Origin of the sequence: Paractinoplanes maris (assembly GCF_023544465.1) — a bacterium.
Taxonomy (GTDB): Bacteria; Actinomycetota; Actinomycetes; order Mycobacteriales; family Micromonosporaceae; genus Actinoplanes; species Actinoplanes maris.
This window is the reverse complement of sequence record NZ_JALPVL010000007.1, coordinates 15157-33908: the sequence shown is the minus strand read 5'-3', so window position 1 is coordinate 33908 and position 18752 is coordinate 15157. Positions and strand designations below refer to the sequence as shown.

Below are 18752 nucleotides of genomic sequence, written 5' to 3'. Positions count from 1 at the left end.
TGCGGTAGCGACGCCAGTCAGACATCGCCAGTTGCTCGATCTCAGGGAACCCTCTGTCGCATCCTCGATGGTTGGGTTCGTTGCCTGACGGCTTGACTCTGGCGATCGCCGGACCATCACGCTGAATCCGATGCCGGCAGACCTTGGTGGAAAGCTGTGGCTTGACGTCGCGGATTGTCCGTTGACAGTGACAGGTCATGCGCATCTGTTGACAGTGTTCACGAGCGCTACCTAAGATGGAACGGCACGGTGGACAGCCCGTCCGGGCGGAGTTACCAACCATGCGACTGAGCGGTGTTGTTCTTGTCGGGCCTCAAGTAGCTCGATAATTCTCCGATCGGTCATCGAGCCCCTCCTCGACGACCTCGCTACAGCCAAGGCAGGATTGATGACCCACTTCGCGGATGGATCGGAACGGACGGTTCGACAGGTCGTCGAGGAACAGTCCCGACGAGCGCTCGAGTTGTATGCCATCGACCCTGGCCTTCTGCAGGAGCACGCGAACGGTGAGCGTCGTATCAACCAGGGTGGTTACGGCGAGCGGCAGATCTACGAGTTGGTGCAGAACGGCGCCGACGAGATGCGGGACAGCGACAACGGCGAGATCCATGTCCTCCTCACCGACCGTTTTCTGTACTGCGCCAACACCGGTCGCCCGATGACTCGCGCAGGTGCGGAGACCATCCTTCGGATGGGGGTCTCGAGCAAGCGGGGAGGCCAGATCGGCCGCTTCGGGGTCGGGGTCAAGTCGGTTCTGAGCGTGAGCGACGCGCCCGAATTCTTCAGTGCGACCGGCTCGTTCGGATTCGACAAGGAGTGGGCCGAACGGATGGTCCGCGCTGTGGTGCCGGACGCCGCCGAGGTGCCGGTGTTGCGCATGGGCCGTCCGCTGGAGCCCGTTGCCGCCGTTGCCGCCGATCCCTTGCTCGGCGAGCTTCTCGCATGGGCGGTCACGGTCGTGCGCCTGCCCCTGCTTCCCGGCACGGCGCCGCGGCTCAGCAACGATTTGCGTAACTTCCCGGCGGAGTTCCAGCTTTTCTCGCCGCACGTCGGTTCCATCTACCTCGAGGATCGCACCGGCGTCAGGGATTTCCGACGAGAGCTCTATGTGCGTTCCGAGCGCAACCTGTACACCCTGCAGACCGTCGGAGGCGGAGGTAAGGACGTCACCAGCCGGTGGCGGGTCTTCCGTCGCACCTACCACCCTTCGCTAAAGGCTCTCGCCAGTGCCGGTGAGCTGCACGACCGTCCCTCGATCGACATTGCCTGGGCCGTGCAGGAACGCAATTGGAGCGACCGCGGCACGTTCTGGGCCTACTTTCCGACGAACTATTCGACAACGTTGCGTGGTCTGCTCAACGCTCCTTGGAAGACAAGTGAGGACCGGCAGAACCTGTTCGACCACAACGGCTTCAACGATGAGTTGATCGAGCAGTCCGCTCGGCTCGTGGTCGACTCGCTGCCGGATCTTGTCGATCCACGTGATCCCGGCTCCTATCTCGCCGTCCTCCCGGGCCGAGGCAGGGAGGCTCCGCAGTGGGCCGACGCCCGGCTCACGACCGCAGTGTGGGCAACCGCGGCCTACCTTCCCTCCCTGCCGGATCAGGAAGGTGTCCTGCGCAAGCCCGAAGAACTGCACCTGCCGCCCGAGAACATCGGCGAGCAATGGATGAAGATCTGGGCCGCCTGCCCCGATCGTCCGGTCGATTGGACCCACTCGTCCGTCGAGAACCGCGAACGACGGGCGCGAGCCCGGCAGATCTTCGAAAATGCCGGTCGCAAGGAGTCGACGCTGGGCGAATGGCTGGAGGCACTGGTCCGCGAAGGCGGTGCCGATGCCTCGGCGAGCGCGGTGAAGATTCTCGCAGGCCTCACCGCCGCGCACCACGCCGAGGCGGTGGAGGCCCGATCCGCCAAGATTCTGCTGACGGAGTCGGACGGCCTGGTCCCGCTCGACCGGGCGGCGGTCTATCAGCGCAGCGGCAGCGACGAGCTCGCGGACGACCTCATCTACGTGGATCCTCGTGTGACCGATGTGATCGGGCTCCGCAGCGACCTCAACGCCTTGGGCGTGCGCGAGGCCACGCCCGTCGGCAAGCTCACCGCCGTCCTCGATCGAGGCTTCGCGAGCTACAACAACGAGGACTGGCAGAACTTCTGGGCCTTGGCGCGGCGGGTCCAGCCACGGGAAGCGGCCTCGACGATCCGGGAAGCGGTTCCGGAATGGCGTCGTGTGCTCAGAGTACGAACGATCGACGGCCGCTATCGCGCGCCGGCCGATTGCCTGCTTCCGGGCCGCGTTGTCCCGGCTGACGGTCTCCGCGATCCCCATGCCGGTGTCGACCTGCGAGCGCACACCGCTGACAGGCCCACACTGGAGGCGCTCGGCATGTCCGACGTGCCGGTGGCCGACATCGATCCACGGACCGACGCGTGGTTCCAGGATTACCGGTCGGCGATGCTGACGGCCCTTTCCGCCGCCACCTCGGCCGGAAAGCCGCAGCCGCGGTTGAACAGCCTGGAGCTGGACGGCACGAATCCGCCGGGTCCGCTGGGTCTGCTGCCGACCTTGAGCGCCGAGGGCACGGCGCTGTTCGTCGAACACCTGCCGCCGTCGCGGCTCGTCCAGGACTGGACGGCTCGCATCGGCCGCATGACCGCCACGGTCCGGTCCCCGATGGTCTGGATGATTCGTCATTCCGCGAAGCTGCGGACCAGCCAGGGACTGGTGCCTGTCTCCATGGCGGTCAACCCCACCATGCGGGAGTACGGGGAGATCTTCCCGGTCGCCCGGATCGACCGCTCGATCGCGGACGCTCTCGGTCTGGCCGCGACGATCGACAACGTGAGCAACAAGCTCTGGGCCCACGTTGTACGCATGGTGGAGGCAACGGAGGACGACACCGTTCCCGGCAAGGTCTATGCGCTCGTACTCCGCGCCGGAACTCAATGGCCCGGCGGCGAGACCCGGTGCCGTGTCGGTGAGTCGTGGGGTACCCGGCCGGACGACCAGATCTGTGTCACGGCAAGCCGTGAGGAGTACGACGCTCTCGTCCTGGAGAACGTGCCGGCGCTGCTGGCGCCGACCCAGGCCGACGCGGAGGCCATGATCTCGGCGTGGGGTATGCAGCGGTACGCCACAATGATCATGACGGAGGTCCGGTCCGCCGAGGAGACCGATCCGGTCATGATCGTGACGGAGTACCCGCACCTGCGCGTGCTCCGGGGTCGACTGGCGGACGGCTGGTCCTTCGTACTTTGCGGAGAGCTCGACGAGGTCCGGCGTACGCCCAACGGCATGCGGATCAATCCGCTCGCGTCCGCGTCGCACGACCGTACCGTCTACGTCCGCTATCCGGCGGACGCCAAGGCCATCCTCGAAGCGATCTCCCGCGAACTCGACATGAGTCTCTCCGGCGAGGACATCCGCAAGGTGATCGAGCGTGGCGAGGAGGCGAAGAACCAGGACGCGTTGAAGAAGGTCCGGGCCGAGCGCAATCTCGCCGAGAAGTTGCTGCTCCTGGTCGGGCCGGAACGACTGCGGCGTGGTCTGCCGGAAGGCCTGATCGCGTGGGAGCAGGAGCGGACCGGTGCCACAGTCGCCGACCGTCGGGTGGCGGAGCTCGCGATGCATGCGCACGGTGAGGAGATCCTGCGCCATCACCGTGACGATCTGAAGCGTGTCCACGAAACGCTGGGAGTCACGTTCACGGGCGATCGCAAATCCCAGACCGTCGTCTCCGACCTGGGATTCCCGGTCGCGTTCGCCGGGATGCAGGAGGAGCGTCCGGCCGAGACCGAACACGTGAAGGGTCCCACACCGCACTTCCCACTGCACGACTATCAGGAGCGGATGGCGCTCATGATGCAGTTCGAGCTGATGCAGGAGAGGCCTGGCCGAGCCATGCTGAGCCTACCCACCGGCGCCGGCAAGACCCGCATCGCTGCCGAGGCCGTGATCCAGTACCTCAAGCGTTTCGGCGGCCAGGGACCGGGTCGGCCCATCCTCTGGATCGCTCAGTCGAACGAGCTTTGTGAGCAGGCGGTTCAGAGCTGGAAGTATGTGTGGGAGAAGGCCGGACTCGGCAACACCCGTCTGACGATCAGCCGGTTCTGGCAGGCGAGGGAAGCCGTCGCGGTCAGCGGCAACCCGCATCTCGTGGTCGCGACCGACGACAAGTTGACCGCCAATCTCGGCAAGGACGCCTATGCGTGGTTGCGGGACCCGGCTCTGGTCATCGTCGACGAGGCGCACGGTTCCATCACATCCGGCTACACGAAGATTCTCGAGCAACTCGGACTCACTCAGTACCGGACCGAGCGTCCTCTGATCGGATTGACTGCCACCCCGTTCAGGGGAAAGAACAGCACGGAGACGAAGCGTCTGGTAGACCGGTACGGCGGCAAGCGGCTCGACGACGGCGTCCTGGGCGAGGACCCGTACCGGACGCTACAGGACATGGGCGTTCTCGCCCGTGTCGACCACCGGGAGCTTCCGGGCAGCCGCTTCATGCTCACCGACGACGAGGCCGTTCAGATGTCACAGATGGGACGTGGCACCCTGCCGGCCGCCGCGGAGCGGCGGCTCGCCGAGGACCAGGCGAGAAACAACACCCTTGTCGAGGCATTGCTGAGCCTCGACCGAGACTGGCCTGTGCTGGTTTTCGCGACCTCGGTGAACCACGCCCGCTTCCTCGCCGCCGTGCTCGGTGACCACGGGATCAAGGCAGCAGCCGTGGACTCGGACACCCCTACCCCGCGGCGGCAGCGCATCATCGAGCAGTTCGGTACGGGCCGGATCCGGGTTCTCACCAACTACGGCGTCCTTCACCAGGGATTCGATGCTCCCGCGACACGGGCGGTCGTCGTTGCCCGACCCACCTACAGCCCCAACGTGTACCAACAGATGATCGGCCGCGGTCTGCGCGGCGTCACCAACGGGGGAACCGAGCGGTGCCTGATCCTCAACGTCGCCGACAACATCACCAACCACCGGGAGAAACTGGCGTTCACCGAGTTCGAGGAGATGTGGAGGCGGTCATGACCGAGCCGAACCCGGCGACCGACGAGCAGCTCGCGGTCATCGAGCAACCCGCCGATGCCCGCACCCTGCTGGTCGCGCCGGCTGGAACGGGAAAGACATTCACGCTGATCCGCCGGATCGACCATCTTCTGGACGCGGGTCTGGCCGCCGACGAAGTGCTCCTCCTCTCGTTCTCCCGGGCAGTCGTCGCCGAACTTGCCAAGCGTTCGAGGTCCGGCGCGGGCGCGGGCCGGTTCGTCCGGGCCCGGACGTTCGACGCGTGGGCCCTCGCGCTCCTCGAGAACACCTACCCGGGCGAGGACTGGAAGAAGCTCGACTTCGCGGAGCGCATCAAGGAGGCCGTAGGGACGATCCTGGACGGCGACGCCGAGGAGTACACCCGCAAGATCCGGCATGTCCTTCTCGACGAGATCCAGGACCTCGTGGGTGACCGTCAGGAAATGGTCGAAGCGTTGCTCAGCTCCCTCGACTGCGGTTTCACCGTCGTCGGCGATCCCGCGCAAGCCATCTTCAACTTCCAGGCGAGTTCCGGCCACCGAGAAGGCGATCTGTTCGCCTGGGTTCGGACAGCCTATGCCGATGATCTTGAGGAGTTGGCCCTCACCAAGGACTTCCGGGCGCGTTCACCCCGCCCGGCCGGAATCTTGGCCTGTGGGGAGGCTTTGCGAGGCTCGACCGAGTTGGAGGACCTGCCCGGGCTGATCCGCAAGGAATTCCTGGACACCGAGAACGCCGGAACCTTGGACGACATCATCGGCGGATTCGCTCATCAGGACGGCACCTCCGCCATCCTCTGCCGCGACAACGGCCAAGCGCTGGAGGTCTCCGCAGCGCTTTGGAGCAAAGGCGTCGGCCACAGACTTCGACGCCGAGCCGAGGACGGCGGTAGTCCACCGTGGCTGGTAGACGTCTTCGACCTCGCGCGCGGCGTCACCATCGACCTGTCTGCGTTCGTGGAGAGCTCCGGACTGCCGCAGGAGCAAGCGGGCGAGGTGTGGGCCGAGTTGCTCGCCATCACCGGTGGGCGGCACGGTCGCGTGTCGACTGAGCGGCTGCGGTCCGTCCTTGCCGGCGGTCGACTTACTCGCTTGCCGACACCATCGGGCGTCGACCGGGTCACCGTCTCGTCCATGCACGGCGCCAAGGGTCTCCAATACGACCGGGTGTTCGTCCTGGAGAACCGGACGCGTAAGGACGAGGACGCCATGGAGGAGGCGCGTGTTCTGTACACGGCGATGACTCGCAGCCGCGATGACCTGTACCGGCTCGACCAGCTACCTCTTCGTGGTTCCCACCGGGTGCAGATCTCGAAGCCGGCGAGTCGGTGGGGTCGGATCGACCTCAAAGTGAAGTGGGCGCGGCACGGCATGTCGTTGGAGAACGGGGACGTGGAGCGCGCCCGGCCGGCTGGGACGGCGCATTTCTTCGACGACCCGATCAGTCTCCAGCACTACTTGAAGAACGAGGTCCGCCGGGGAGACCCGGTGACGCTGTCACGAGTGGACGGCGGGATTGACGACGAACTTCCGGCGCCGATGTACACCATCGATCATCGGGGTCGTCCGATCGGCGTTGTCTCGGAGTCGTTCCGACGCGCTCTGGCTCGATACCGGTATGGAAACAAGAAGCCTGGTGATCGGTGGCCGGTCGCTCTTGTCGACGGCTGGATCGACGACATCGAGGCGGCGGCCGGCAGCGTCGCGAGCGCGCGGAGGGCCGGCCTCAACGAGTACGGGGTGTGGCTGGTTCCGCGGTTGAGTGGATTGACGTGGTTCCGATGGAAGGGCGACGAGCAGGACGATGAGTGAATTCGATGAACATTTCCGGTTCCGGGACGGGTTGACCGAGCGACTTCGGCTCGATGTCCTCGGACCCGTCGACGGCGAGAAGGAGGTCCTGACCGATCCGCCGATCAATACCTATCTCACCGGTGTGCTGTTTCCTCAGCGCGTCACCGAACAGCTCGTGGAGGACAGTGCCGAGGCGGACGCCGATCTGGCCGACGCACGCCTGGACAAGGACGAGCAACCGGACACGGGAGTCGCCCTCGCGAACGTCCAGAGCCCGTCCTCGATGGGGCTGACATTCTCGGTCGAGGCGTCGTGCCGCACCCTTGACGTCAAGGTCGAGGCCGCCGTCTACGAGCCGGTCGACGAAGCCGGCAACTCCGCCACGCCATCCATGTTGGAGGCCCGTACGACTGACGAGTCGACAGTTCGGTGGCGGCGTCGGCCGTTCCAGGAAACCAGAACCATCGACCTGTCCGCTGACAACCGTCTGCCCGTCGTGGTGGTCGACGGTCTGGAACTGCGGGTCCGTGTCCGGCCGGTCGATCCGCTGCGTGACACGATCGCGGTGACGGTCACTCTGGTCAACGTCCACACCGTCGAGGGCGGAGCGCTGCGCGATCCTCGGTCCTTCTTCCAGTGCGAGCTGGAGGTGCGGTGCGATTCGGCCATCGTCGAACAACTTCAGCCGATGGCGGGCGACGATGACGACACCTTGTTGGCGGCCCTGCTCTATCGCCACGCGCCGACGTTCGCCACCGGGCACGGTTGCGCCGCCGAGTGGGACGACCACGCCGAGTCGGACACTGTGACAGCCGTCGGGGCGGTCTCCCGAGTCCGCTCCTCATTCGTCCCGACCTTCGACGTCCTGCTCTCCGAGAGCAACACCGATATCGACACGGCCGGGCTTCGGATGATCGATATCGCGGACCGCTCCACGGGGGAGGTGGTCGCCGGACTGCGGCGGCTGGTCGACGGCTACCACGAATGGGTCAAGGGCATCGAGGCGAGGGCGGTGGCTCTCGAGAACACGCAATACGCCGCCGTGGCTCTCGAGCAGGCACGGCAGTGCAGGACGGCGCATGACCGGATGAACTCCGGAATCGCTTTGCTCGATGAGGACCCGCAGGTCATGCGCGCCTTCCAGCTTGCCAACCGGGCGATGGCCATGCAGCGGGCGCAGACGTTGCTCATGCGTGACGGGACGCCCGGCCAAGGTCTCACCGCCGGTCGCTGGTACCCGTTCCAGATCGGCTTCATCCTCCTGTGTCTACGAGGCATCGCCGATCCTCAGCACCAGGACCGGGGCGTCGCCGACCTGCTGTGGTTTCCGACCGGTGGTGGAAAGACCGAGGCGTATCTCGGTCTCGTCGCCTTCAGTACCTTCCTGCGTCGCCTTCGGCACGGCGTCCTCGGCAGCGGCGTGACCGTCCTCATGCGGTACACCCTGCGGCTGCTGACACTGCAACAGTTCGAGCGGGCCGCCACTCTGATCTGCGCCATGGAGAAGGTCCGCCAGGATCAGCCCGACATGCCCGGCGAGGAGATCTCGATCGGCATGTGGGTCGGGCGGTCGGCGACGCCGAACAGCCTCGCCGATGCCAAAAAGGCACTCGCCAAGCTGGCCAAGGGCGAGACCCTCGCCACGATGAATCCGGTGCAATTGCGGAGGTGCCCCTGGTGCGGCACCGACATCGACGAGGTGCACTACCGCGTCGACGACTCCGCCGTCCGGCTCGTCGTCGCCTGTGGCACCACAGGATGTCACTTCCGGGACGGACTACCGGTTCACCTCGTGGATCAGGCCGTGTATACGCATCGTCCGACACTCATCATCGCGACGGTCGACAAGTTCGCCCAGATCACGTGGAAGCCGGAGCCTGCGGCGTTGGTCAACCGTGCCGGTGAGCCCGAGGGGACACCACCGCCCGAGCTGATCATCCAGGACGAGCTGCACCTCATCTCGGGCCCGCTCGGCACCCTGGTCGGTCTCTACGAAAGCGCGTTGGACATCGCGGCCGCCCGTCCCAAGGTGATCGCCTCCACCGCCACCATCCGCCGCGCCCAGGAACAAGGGCGTGCCTTGTTCGACCGGGACGTGCACCAGTTCCCGCCGTCCGGCCTCGACGCCCGCAACTCGTGGTTCGCGGTCGAGGCGCCGGCTGAGCGCAAACCCTCCCGGCGCTACGTCGGGCTGTTCGCACCTGGGACCAGCCAGGCCAGCCTCCTGGTCCGCGCATACGGCGCCCTGCTGCACCACGCGTCCCGGCTCGACGGCAAGGACGAGGTCCGGGACCCGTACTGGACCCTGCTCGGCTACTTCAACAGCCTCCGCCTGCTCGCCGCGGCGGAACTGCAGGTCAACGACGACGTGACGGATCGACTGCGGCTGCTGGCGGGGGAGAACGAACCCCGGGAGGTCACGAACGTCACCGAACTGACCAGTCGTGCCTCTGCCTCCGAGATCCCGCGCAGGCTACGTCAGCTCTATGCCCGTCACCCCGACCCGGACTCGCTGGACGTCGTGCTCGCCACCAACATGATCTCGGTCGGCGTGGACGTGGATCGGCTGGGTCTGATGGCGGTCACCGGTCAACCCCAGACCACCGCGGAGTACATCCAGTCCACCAGCCGGGTGGGGCGCCAGTACCCGGGTGTCGTGGTCGTTCTCTACAACGCAGCCAGGTCCAGGGACAGGTCACATTACGAACGTTTCCGCTCCTATCACTCGGCGCTGTACCGACAGGTGGAGTCGACGAGCGTAACTCCGTTCTCGGCCCGTGCCCGTGACCGGGCTCTGCACGCCGCGTTGATCGGCGCGGCTCGCCTCACCCTCCCTGCGGCCAGGGACAACGACGGCGCGGCCCGGCTCGACGACTTCGAGACCGAGTTGCGCTCCATCGCCGACCACATCGTTGATCGGGCCAGGCGGGTCGCCCCGGACGAGGCCGACGGAACGGCCTACGACCTGGACGAGATTCTCGGCCAATGGCGGGACATGTTGGGGTCCAACCCCAGCCTTCTCTATCAGCAAGCCAGGGCATTCCCGGGTGATACGAAACGCCGTCCTGACTACGCGGCTCTCCTGCGCCAGTTCGAGGATGACGACCTGCCCTGGTCCTTCGCGACCATGAACAGCCTTCGCGACGTCGACGTCGAGACCAACCTGCTGCCTCGGGAGGAACGATGACCAGACCTCGACCCGGGCGGCCCCAGCGCCCGACCCGCAACGCAGCCGGACCGAGCGTGAAGCCGATCGGCACGGTACGTCGCGCTCAGGTGATCACCACCTACGGCGTGGGCGGCATGATCGCGATCGACGAGGCCTCCTACATCGTCGCCGGCCTCGACTCCTGGAAGCTCAACAAGCAGCAGCGAATCATCGAGCCGCGTCTGCAGAGCGCGTTGCGCGTTGCCGAGCTCTACCTGCCGCCGTCGGAGAACTCGTTCCACGGAGCCGCTGTTCGCCGCTTCCCCGAGATGTACTCGTGCCAGGGCGGCTCGTGCAACCTTCTCCAGGAGCACCGTCGCTTCGGGGGTGGCTCCGCCTGCGTCTGCGGCGGTTCGCTCATCCCGTCCCGCTTCGTCGTTGCGTGCGAGGACGGTCATCTGGACGACTTCCCCTATCGGGCCTGGGTGCATCGTGGCTCGGAGGACGGCTGGTGCGACCGGGCCCTTCACCTGGTCTCCACCGGCCGGTCGGCCTCGCTGCGGTCGATCGAGATCATCTGCGAGTGTGGGCGCAAGGCTTCGATGGAAGGTGCTTTCCGTCGGAGCGAGCTCGGCCGGCTCGGTATCAAGTGTCGCGGTGGCCGGCCGTGGCTGGGCAGCAGTCATCGGATGGCCGGCTGTACCAAGCCGCCTCGAACCATGCAGCGCGGATCGTCGGCCGCTTGGTTCGGGGTGGTTCGTTCGTCGCTCGCGATTCCGCCATGGTCCAGCGAGCTGCACCAGATGATCGACGAGCGGTTCGACATGCTCGCAGGCGAGAGCGACGAAACGATCGCCAGGATGGCCGAGAAGGCAGGCTGGCTGAAGGGCAACGTGACTGCCCAGCACGTGATCGACGCTGTCCGACGACGAGAGCAGCTGACCGCCGGCGTCGACCCCGACGACGACGGGCAACTCGACGACACGTTGAAGGTGGCCGAGTACGAGCAGCTCTGCACGCCCGCCACGGATGACGAGATCGAACAGAACCACGACTTCGAATGCGTTCCCGCCGTCGGCGATCCGCCGGCGCCGCAGATCGTGCAGGTCATGCAGGTGAATCGGCTGCGCGAAGTACGTGCACTGCAAGCTTTCACCCGCGTGGAGCCGCCGAGCCCTGCGGATGCGGGTGGTCGTCGTGCCTCGTTGTCCATCGGACAACTGGACTGGCTGCCCGCCATGGAGGTCCGAGGCGAAGGCGTCTTCATCAGGCTCGACCCGACGCGGCTTCAGAGCTGGGAGTCGTCCACGCCGGTACGGGAACGCGCGGGTCGGATCGTCGCCAACCATCAGAAGCTGCTCGATCGGCGTGCCTCGACCACCGGACGGGATGCGCCGATGTCCGAGGTGACGCCGCGGACGCTCCTCATACATACCATCGCGCACCTGCTGATCAACGAGTGGAGCCTGGACTCGGGCTACTCGGCGTCGGCCATGAGGGAGCGGCTCTACACCACCGGCGAGATGGCTGGGTTCCTGATCTACACCGCCACCAGCGACTCGGCGGGAAGCCTCGGCGGCATCGTCCGTCAGGCGACCTCGGATCGCCTCGGCCGCACTCTGGCGTCGGCGCTGAGCCGTGCCGAGTGGTGCTCGGCCGACCCGCTCTGCATGGAAGCCGACGCCGCCGGTGCGGACAGCCTGAACCTGGCCGCCTGCCATGTCTGCAGCCTGTTGCCCGAGACGAGCTGTGAGCACAACAACACGCTCCTCGACCGCGGTCTGGTCGTCGGCTGGCCCGGCAGCCCACAGAGCGGCTTCTTCAGCGCTTGACCAAGGCCGGCCGCACGGGCACACGTCCGTACGCGAGAATGCACGACGGAGTCCGGGGTGGTGTTCGCGCCACCACGGAACGTCGAACATCAATGCGAGCCGGGGAGAGACAGTGCCAGGGCGCAGCCTCAACAACGGGCGTTACGAGTTGGACAGCCTGCCGTTGGCGCGAGGCGGGATGGGGGAGGTCTGGCTGGGGCGCGACACCACCCTTGATCGCGAGGTGGTGGTGAAGTTCGTCCGGCTGCCGGCCGGGACCCAGGACGAGGAGCACATTCTCCGCCGGTTCTCCCGAGAGGCCCGGATCACCGCTCGGTTGGAACATCCAGGCGTCCCGGCCATCTACGACGTGGGCGTCGACGACGGGCTCCCTTTCATCGTCATGCAACGCATTCATGGCGTCGGCGTAAATGATCTGCTCGAGGAGCACAAGCCGCTTCCGATCGGCTGGGTGGCGGCGATCGCAGCGCAAGTGTGTTCAGTGCTTGTCGCGGCTCACGCGGAGTCCCTGGTGCACCGTGATCTCAAACCGGGCAACCTTGTGCTCGAGCCGCACGGCGGCGTCAAGGTTCTCGACTTCGGACTGGCTGTCGCGCTGACGTTGGCCGACTTCTCCCGCATCACGCAGACGGGAGAACATCTCGGCACTCCGGCCTACATGGCTCCGGAACAGGTCGAGACCAACCTCAGCGAACCGGCCACCGATCTCTACGCACTCGGCTGCACGCTGCACGAGATGTTGACCGGCCGCCATGTCTTCGCCGGATCGACGTCGTACGCGGTCATGGCTCAACAGGTCAAGGAACAACCCGCGCCGGTGCGTTCACTACGGCCGGACGTCCCGGCCGAGCTCGAGCGCCTGATCTTGGACCTGCTGGAGAAGAAGCCGGATGACCGTCCGGCGGGCGCCGACGTCGTCTACGAGCGTCTGCTGCCGTTCGTCACCGACCTCGGTCCACTTCTCGGTGCCCTCGACCCGCCGGGACGCACCAGCGGAAATCGGATGTACGCCGGGGTCCTGAGTCGGATCCAGCCAGGACCCGTGGCCGCGGCCGCGTCGTCGCCGGTGCCTGTTGCGGTGAGTGACGACGATGCGCCCCGGACGACGGACGCCGGCATCAGCCGTCAAGACCTCACCCGAACGCGGAACGAGGCTCGGGATCTGGTGCGGCAGTCGCGGTTCCGGCAGGCCGCCGAGGCTTTGCAGGACGTGGAAAGGCGGTCCCGTAAAGCGTTCGGCAACACCGACGACGATGTTGTCAAAGTCCGCTACGATCTGGCCACCACCCTGTTCGACGGTGGCAACTATCGGCGTGCCGCTCCCGCCTTTCACGCTCTCGCTGCGGACCTTGCCCGTGCCGGCTCCGCGGACCTTCTGTTCGACTGCCGCCTGAACGAGGCCACCTGCTACGCGCTCACCGGCCAGGTCGGCCAGGCCATCAGCCAGCTCGACGAGTTGCTCGCCGAACGCCGCCGGACCTCCGGTGAGAACGATCCTCGGACACTGGAGCTGCGGAAGCAGATCGGGCTGCTTCAGCTCGGTGCGGGCCGCCGAGGAGCCGCTCGGCAGACTCTGACGGGTCTGTTGGCGGACCTCCGGCGGTTCCCCGATCCGCAAGGCCGGGCACCTGAGGAGGTGTCGGGTCTCTTGAACTCGATGCGAACGGACGATGAGGTGGCCCGGGTGGACCCGGCGTGGCGAGAGGTGCTCACCTACGCCGACCGGGAGGAGCCGGCTCTGAACCAGTTGGTGATCAGCCTCGCCGGGCGCGGCGTACCGGTGCCAGTGGTCGGTTACGAACTCGGCGACGAGGCGTGGCCGGCCGAGTTGGCCTGGCCTGACCGGAAGACCGCTGTCCTCCTGAGCGGGAGTGGTCGCGAAGCTGTGGCTCGAGATGCCGCTTTCCTGGCGGCTGGTTGGGATGCACGGACCACCGACAGGTGGACGGCCGAGGAGATCGCGAAGAGGTTCGCTCGATGACGTGTTGTTCGTCAACCATGTCAACACTCGTGTAGCTTGTCGAAGGCGTACACTGCGGTTCGTGCAGTCAAGAGCAAAGATCACCGCAGCCGACATCGCGCGGCTGGCCGGGGTCGGACGCGCCGCGGTCAGCAACTGGCGCAAGCGGTACGAATCTTTCCCGCGGCCTGTGGGTGGCACAGCAGCGAGTCCACAGTTCGATCTGGACGAGGTCGAGCAGTGGCTGTCCGAGCAGGGAAAGCTGCCGGCCGTGGCGGACGAGGACCGGCTCTGGCGCAGTCTGCTGGCCGTCGCGGAGGGTCCGGCCGAGGCGCTCGCCGTGGCGGGTGAACACCTGCTCGGACGCCAGGCTCTGCCGTTCGAGGAGCTCCGGCCGGCACTCGATGCCTTGTCGGCGGCAATCGGTGAGGAGCCGGCTCTCGAGGCTTTGTGGGATCGGTTCGCCGACCAGCCGGGTCAACGCGCGGTGACCACGCCCGACGCACTTGCCGATCTTATGGTCACTCTTGCGGGCGTACGAGCGGGCTCGGTTCTTGATCCCGCATGTGGGACCGGTCGGCTGTTGCGCGCCGCGACGCGCGCCGGCGCCGAGGCGGTCTACGGCCAGGACAACGATGCGGCGGCCACCCGGCTGGCGTCGCTCTGGCTGGGCTCGAGCGGCTCCGCGGGCGAGATCCGTACGGGTGATTCGTTGCGACACGATGGCTTTCCTGACCTGACTGTGAACGCGGTGGTGGCCAATCTGCCGTTCGGGCTGACGAATTGGGGACACGAGGAGCTCGGTTACGATCGGCGGTGGGAGTTCGGGGTGCCGCCGCGCACCGAGCCCGAGCTCGCCTGGGTGCAACACGCGCTGGCACATCTGACGACCGGTGGACGAGCTGTGTTGTTGATGCCCCCGTCGGCGGCCGGCCGGCGTGCAGGCCGACGGATCCGGGCGGAACTCTTGAGGCGAGGTGTTGTTCGAGCCGTTGTTGCCCTTCCGCCGGGAGCGGCTGCGCCCCACGCTGTCGGCCTGCACCTGTGGGTTCTCGAACGCGACGTGGCATCGCCTGCCTCGGATGTGCTGTTCGTCGATGCGGGCACGGAGCCTCTCGACCTTGCCTTCAAGCGCATCACGGACGCGGTCGAACGAGGTGGAGCGCTCGTGCACTCCGTGCCGGTGGTCGAATTGCTCGACGACGAGGTCGACCTGACGCCGGGCCGACGTGGCCACCCCGGGCCGAGCGGACCTGACTTCGCTGCCGCTGTGTTCGACGACTGGAAGCGTCTCTCCGAAGTTCTCGACTCGCTCCATGAGCTTCTTCCCGCGGTCAGCGCGATTGCCGAACCCGGGATCGCTCTGCCCTCGGTCTCCGTTGCCGATCTGATCCGGTCCGGCCATCTACAACTTCTCGGACCGGTCCGGGTCGGCTCGGCGGACTCCGGATCCGCCTCCGAGGTTCTCGTCCTGACGAGCGACGACGTCCTTCAAGGCCGACCGGCCGGCCGCGCGGATCTTCGCCCGGCCCCACTGATCACGTTGGAGCCTGGAGATGTCGTGGTTCCCACCGCAGCATTCGGTTTGTCCCCACGCGTGATCGTCGACGGTGGACCGTTGCTCGGCCGAGGGCTCCATCTTCTGCGATCGGACCAGCAAAGCCTGGATCCCTGGTTCCTCGCCGGCTATCTGCGCACCTCGGCCAACGAACGTCAGACCGGAAGTTCGTCGGGCTCGCAGCGCTCCGACGTCCGTAGGGCGCAGGTGCCTCGCATTCCGGTCGAGGAGCAGCGTCGTCACGGTTCGATCTTCCGGAAGCTTCAGCAGTTCGACATGGCTGTGCGTGCGGCGACCGTGATCGGGGATCGGCTGACCCGTCAGACCGCCGATGGTTTGGCGGCCGGAGCGCTGACCCCGAATCGGGAGGACGACGCATCATCCGAGGGAACCTCGGCGGTGAAGGCGTGATGACTACCGCGGCGCGCCTGCAGGTCCTGGACCGTGCGGAGAAAGAAATCATGAAACTGTCCCGCTCCGACATCGGGGCGGTCTACGAATTCATGCACAAGTTCCGAAACAACCCTCACCAACCCGGAATCAACCTCAAGGCCCTCCAGGGCGACAACAGACTTCTGTCCGCCCGGGTCAAGCGGGATCTGCGAGCATTGCTGCTGCACGTCACCGAACAGAACTATCTGCTGATCGGCGTGGAGCACCGCAGTGCGGTGTACGAGGACCTGGACCGGTTCGCCTACCGGATCAACCGGGTGACCGGTGGCATCGAGGTGACGGAACTCGAGCCGATCGATACGAGACCGGTCGGGGACAGCATCGTCGGACGGGTCCTCTCGGACGTGAAAGAATCGCGTCCGCTGTTCGCCGAACACAGCGACGCACAACTGATCAGGCTGGGAGTCGCCGAGCCTTTGCTTCCGCGGATCCGGCGTCTCACCAGCGAGGACGAGTTGATGGAACTTCTCGACAGGGCGCCTCAGTTGACGACGGACGTGCTGTTCGCGCTGTTCGACGGCAAATCGTACGACGAGGTGCTCAAAGGGATCACCGAGCCGGTACAGGCGCACGACGAGGTGGACGTCGAGGACCTCGCGGCTGCGGTCATGAGACCCGCCACCCAGGTGACGAGCGACGACGAGGCCTTGCAGTTCATGTTGGCCGGGTCGTTCGAGCGGTGGCAGGTGTTTCTCCATCCGACCCAGAGGAAGATTGTGGAGCGCCGGTACAGCGGCCCAGCCCGTATCGGCGGTGGCCCCGGTACAGGTAAGACCATCGTGGCACTCCACCGGGTGGTTCACCTGGTCCGGCAGCTCCCACCCGGCTCGGACAGGCCGATTCTGCTCACCACGTTCAACCGCAATCTCGCGGCCGACCTGCGTGCGCGCCTGCTGGCTCTGGGGGGCGCGGAAGTTGTCGCCCGGGTGGATGTGGTGACCATCGATCGCCTGGCGAGTCGGGTCGTGGCGGAGAACGACTCCCGTGCACCGAAGCGGAAGGTCGATGACAGTCAAGGTCCCCAGCTGTGGCGGAGGTTTCTGACCGGCGAGATCGGAACCACCGGGTGGGACGCGGACTTCCTTGCTTCCGAGTGGGAGCAGGTGATTCTCGGTCAAGCGCTGTCCTCGCGATCCGATTATTTCCGGGCACGCCGGCCTTATCGAGGGCGGAACCTCACCCGGATGGAACGTGATCAGATCTGGGAGCTGACCGATCGCTTCGTCCGGTGGCTCGCCGCCCAGGATCTGTGGACCTGGCGGCAGGTCGCCGTGCGCGCGGCCGTTCTCGAGACAGCGCACGCCGATGCCGGGAGCCACCGCTACAAGCACGTCGTGGTCGATGAGGCGCAGGACCTGAGCGCCGCCCACTGGCGGATGCTGCGAGCCATGGTCTCGTCCGGCCCCGACGACATGTTCCTCACCGGTGACACTCACCAGCGTGTTTACGACAACCGAGTGACGCTGGGCAGCCTTGGTATCAACATTCGCGGCCGGTCGGCGCGGCTCACATTGAGCTATCGCACCACACGGCAGATCCTGGCCGCGGCACTCGAGGTGATGAGCGGAGTCACCTACGACGACCTCGACGGCGGCGACGAGAGTCTCGCCGGGTACCGCTCCTTGCTGCAGGGCGGTGAACCCCGCTTCATCGGCGCGGACAGCTGGGATCAGGAGCGCGAGTTGATTGTTGAGGAGCTCAGATCCTGCGGTACCCCGGCGGACGGGTCGGTCGCCGTCTGCCTGCCGACCCGTGAGCTGGTGACTGATGTTGTGGCCCGACTCGGGAAGGACGGCATAATCGCGGTGGAAATCGGTCCGGACGGTCCCCAGCAGTCCGACGGCGTGCATGTCGGCACCATGCACCGTTTCAAGGGACTGGAATACCGAAAGATGATCATCGCTGGCGTCACCGACGGCCTCGTTCCGCGTCAGATGATCTACCGCTACCGCGACAGCGATCCCCGGAGGTTTCAGCGCGAACAACAGCGTGACCGGTCGCTGCTGTTTGTCGCCTGCACCCGAGCCCGCGACGAGTTGGCGATCTTCTGGCACGGCACACCGAGTCCGTTCCTGTCCGTGCGCCGCTGACGGCCCTGCCGCCGTTCCGGAATGGCGCGGACTCGAGTTGCCCATCGGAGCGGGCGCGCCGGCTTCCCACCAAAGTCGTAGTCGAGTCGGGTGAGGATCCACCCACGTGCGGATGTGGGAGAGGCGGTCGGATCGAAGAATCAGGAGCGTCAAGAAGCAACGACGTTTCTGGGAGCAATCATGTCGCTGGCATCGAACGACCGCGAAACCGTCGCGTGGGCCTGGCCCTTCGTCTTCGGTCTGCTCATGCTCGTGACGGTGGCGGGTATCGCGTACGCCGTGGTGTGGTCGTATTCGGCCGTGGGCTTCGGTACGTGACAGGTCTGACACCGCTGGGCGCCGTCAGGCCGAACTAGCATGATCTCCATGACCGTGCGCCCGCCTCTCGCTGAACGCTTCGACCTCCAGCCGCATCCTGAAGGTGGGTGGTTCAGGGAGACGTACCGGTCGGCCGTGGCGTTCGAGCCTGATGGTTATCCGGGCCGCCGTGCTGCCGCGACGGCGATCCTGTTTCTCCTCCAACCAGGCGAGTCGTCGGCTTGGCACACCGTACGGTCCGACGAGATCTGGTTCTGGCACTCAGGTGGCCCCTTGGCGCTCACCATCGGCAAGGGAAACCAGCCCGCGATCCTCAGCGCCGGCAATCCGCAGATCCTGGTGCCGGCGGGGGAGTGGCAATCAGCCGCACCGGCGGGCGACGACCACGTTCTGGTCAGTTGCGTGGTGAGTCCTGGCTTCGATTTCGCCGACTTCCACCTGGAATGAGGGCGGGCTGCGGCCGGTCTTACAGGGCGGACCCGGCCTGGTAGGCACAACCTTGAACGCGACAGGGCCGCACCCGAGGGTGTTCCCCGGATGCGGCCTCCTGATCTGGCGG

9 protein-coding genes are annotated in these 18752 nt (G+C 66.3%); all 9 read left to right on the top strand.

Annotated features, from left to right (window positions below; translation table 11 throughout):
- Positions 1-388 precede the first annotated feature (388 nt).
- A complete protein-coding gene (locus NAG42_RS20860; protein WP_250032193.1) occupies positions 389-5044 on the top strand; it encodes a DEAD/DEAH box helicase in 4656 nt (1551 codons plus the stop codon).
- Positions 5041-6852: a UvrD-helicase domain-containing protein gene (locus NAG42_RS20855; protein ID WP_250032192.1), complete on the top strand. Its 1812-nt coding sequence runs from the start codon at positions 5041-5043 to the stop codon at positions 6850-6852. Before NAG42_RS20860 ends, NAG42_RS20855 begins: the two co-directional genes overlap by 4 nt.
- The gene (locus NAG42_RS20850; protein ID WP_250032191.1) at positions 6845-10021 is read left to right on the top strand and encodes a helicase-related protein; all 3177 of its coding nucleotides are present in this window, start codon (positions 6845-6847) and stop codon (positions 10019-10021) included. Before NAG42_RS20855 ends, NAG42_RS20850 begins: the two co-directional genes overlap by 8 nt.
- A 56-nt stretch (positions 10022-10077) precedes the next feature.
- Positions 10078-11814 carry a DrmB family protein gene (gene drmB / locus NAG42_RS20845; protein WP_250032190.1) on the top strand — a complete coding sequence of 579 codons (1737 nt, stop codon included), beginning with the start codon at positions 10078-10080 and terminating at the stop codon, positions 11812-11814.
- A 112-nt stretch (positions 11815-11926) separates the two neighbouring features.
- Positions 11927-13795, top strand: a complete 1869-nt coding sequence (locus NAG42_RS20840) for a protein kinase domain-containing protein (protein WP_250032189.1) — start codon at positions 11927-11929, stop codon at positions 13793-13795.
- 61 nt (positions 13796-13856) lie between these two features.
- On the top strand, positions 13857-15743 hold the full coding sequence (locus tag NAG42_RS20835; protein WP_250032188.1) for an N-6 DNA methylase: 1887 nt from the start codon (positions 13857-13859) through the stop codon (positions 15741-15743).
- Positions 15743-17875: a UvrD-helicase domain-containing protein gene (locus NAG42_RS20830; RefSeq protein WP_250032187.1), complete on the top strand. Its 2133-nt coding sequence runs from the start codon at positions 15743-15745 to the stop codon at positions 17873-17875. The genes NAG42_RS20835 and NAG42_RS20830 overlap by 1 nt, the downstream gene beginning before the upstream one ends.
- 180 nt (positions 17876-18055) lie before the next feature.
- Positions 18056-18193, top strand: coding sequence for a hypothetical protein (locus NAG42_RS20825; RefSeq protein ID WP_250032186.1), 138 nt, complete (start codon positions 18056-18058; stop codon positions 18191-18193).
- 42 nt (positions 18194-18235) lie between these two features.
- The gene (locus NAG42_RS20820) at positions 18236-18640 is read left to right on the top strand and encodes a cupin domain-containing protein (RefSeq protein ID WP_438872431.1); all 405 of its coding nucleotides are present in this window, start codon (positions 18236-18238) and stop codon (positions 18638-18640) included.
- Positions 18641-18752: the final 112 nt, after the last annotated feature.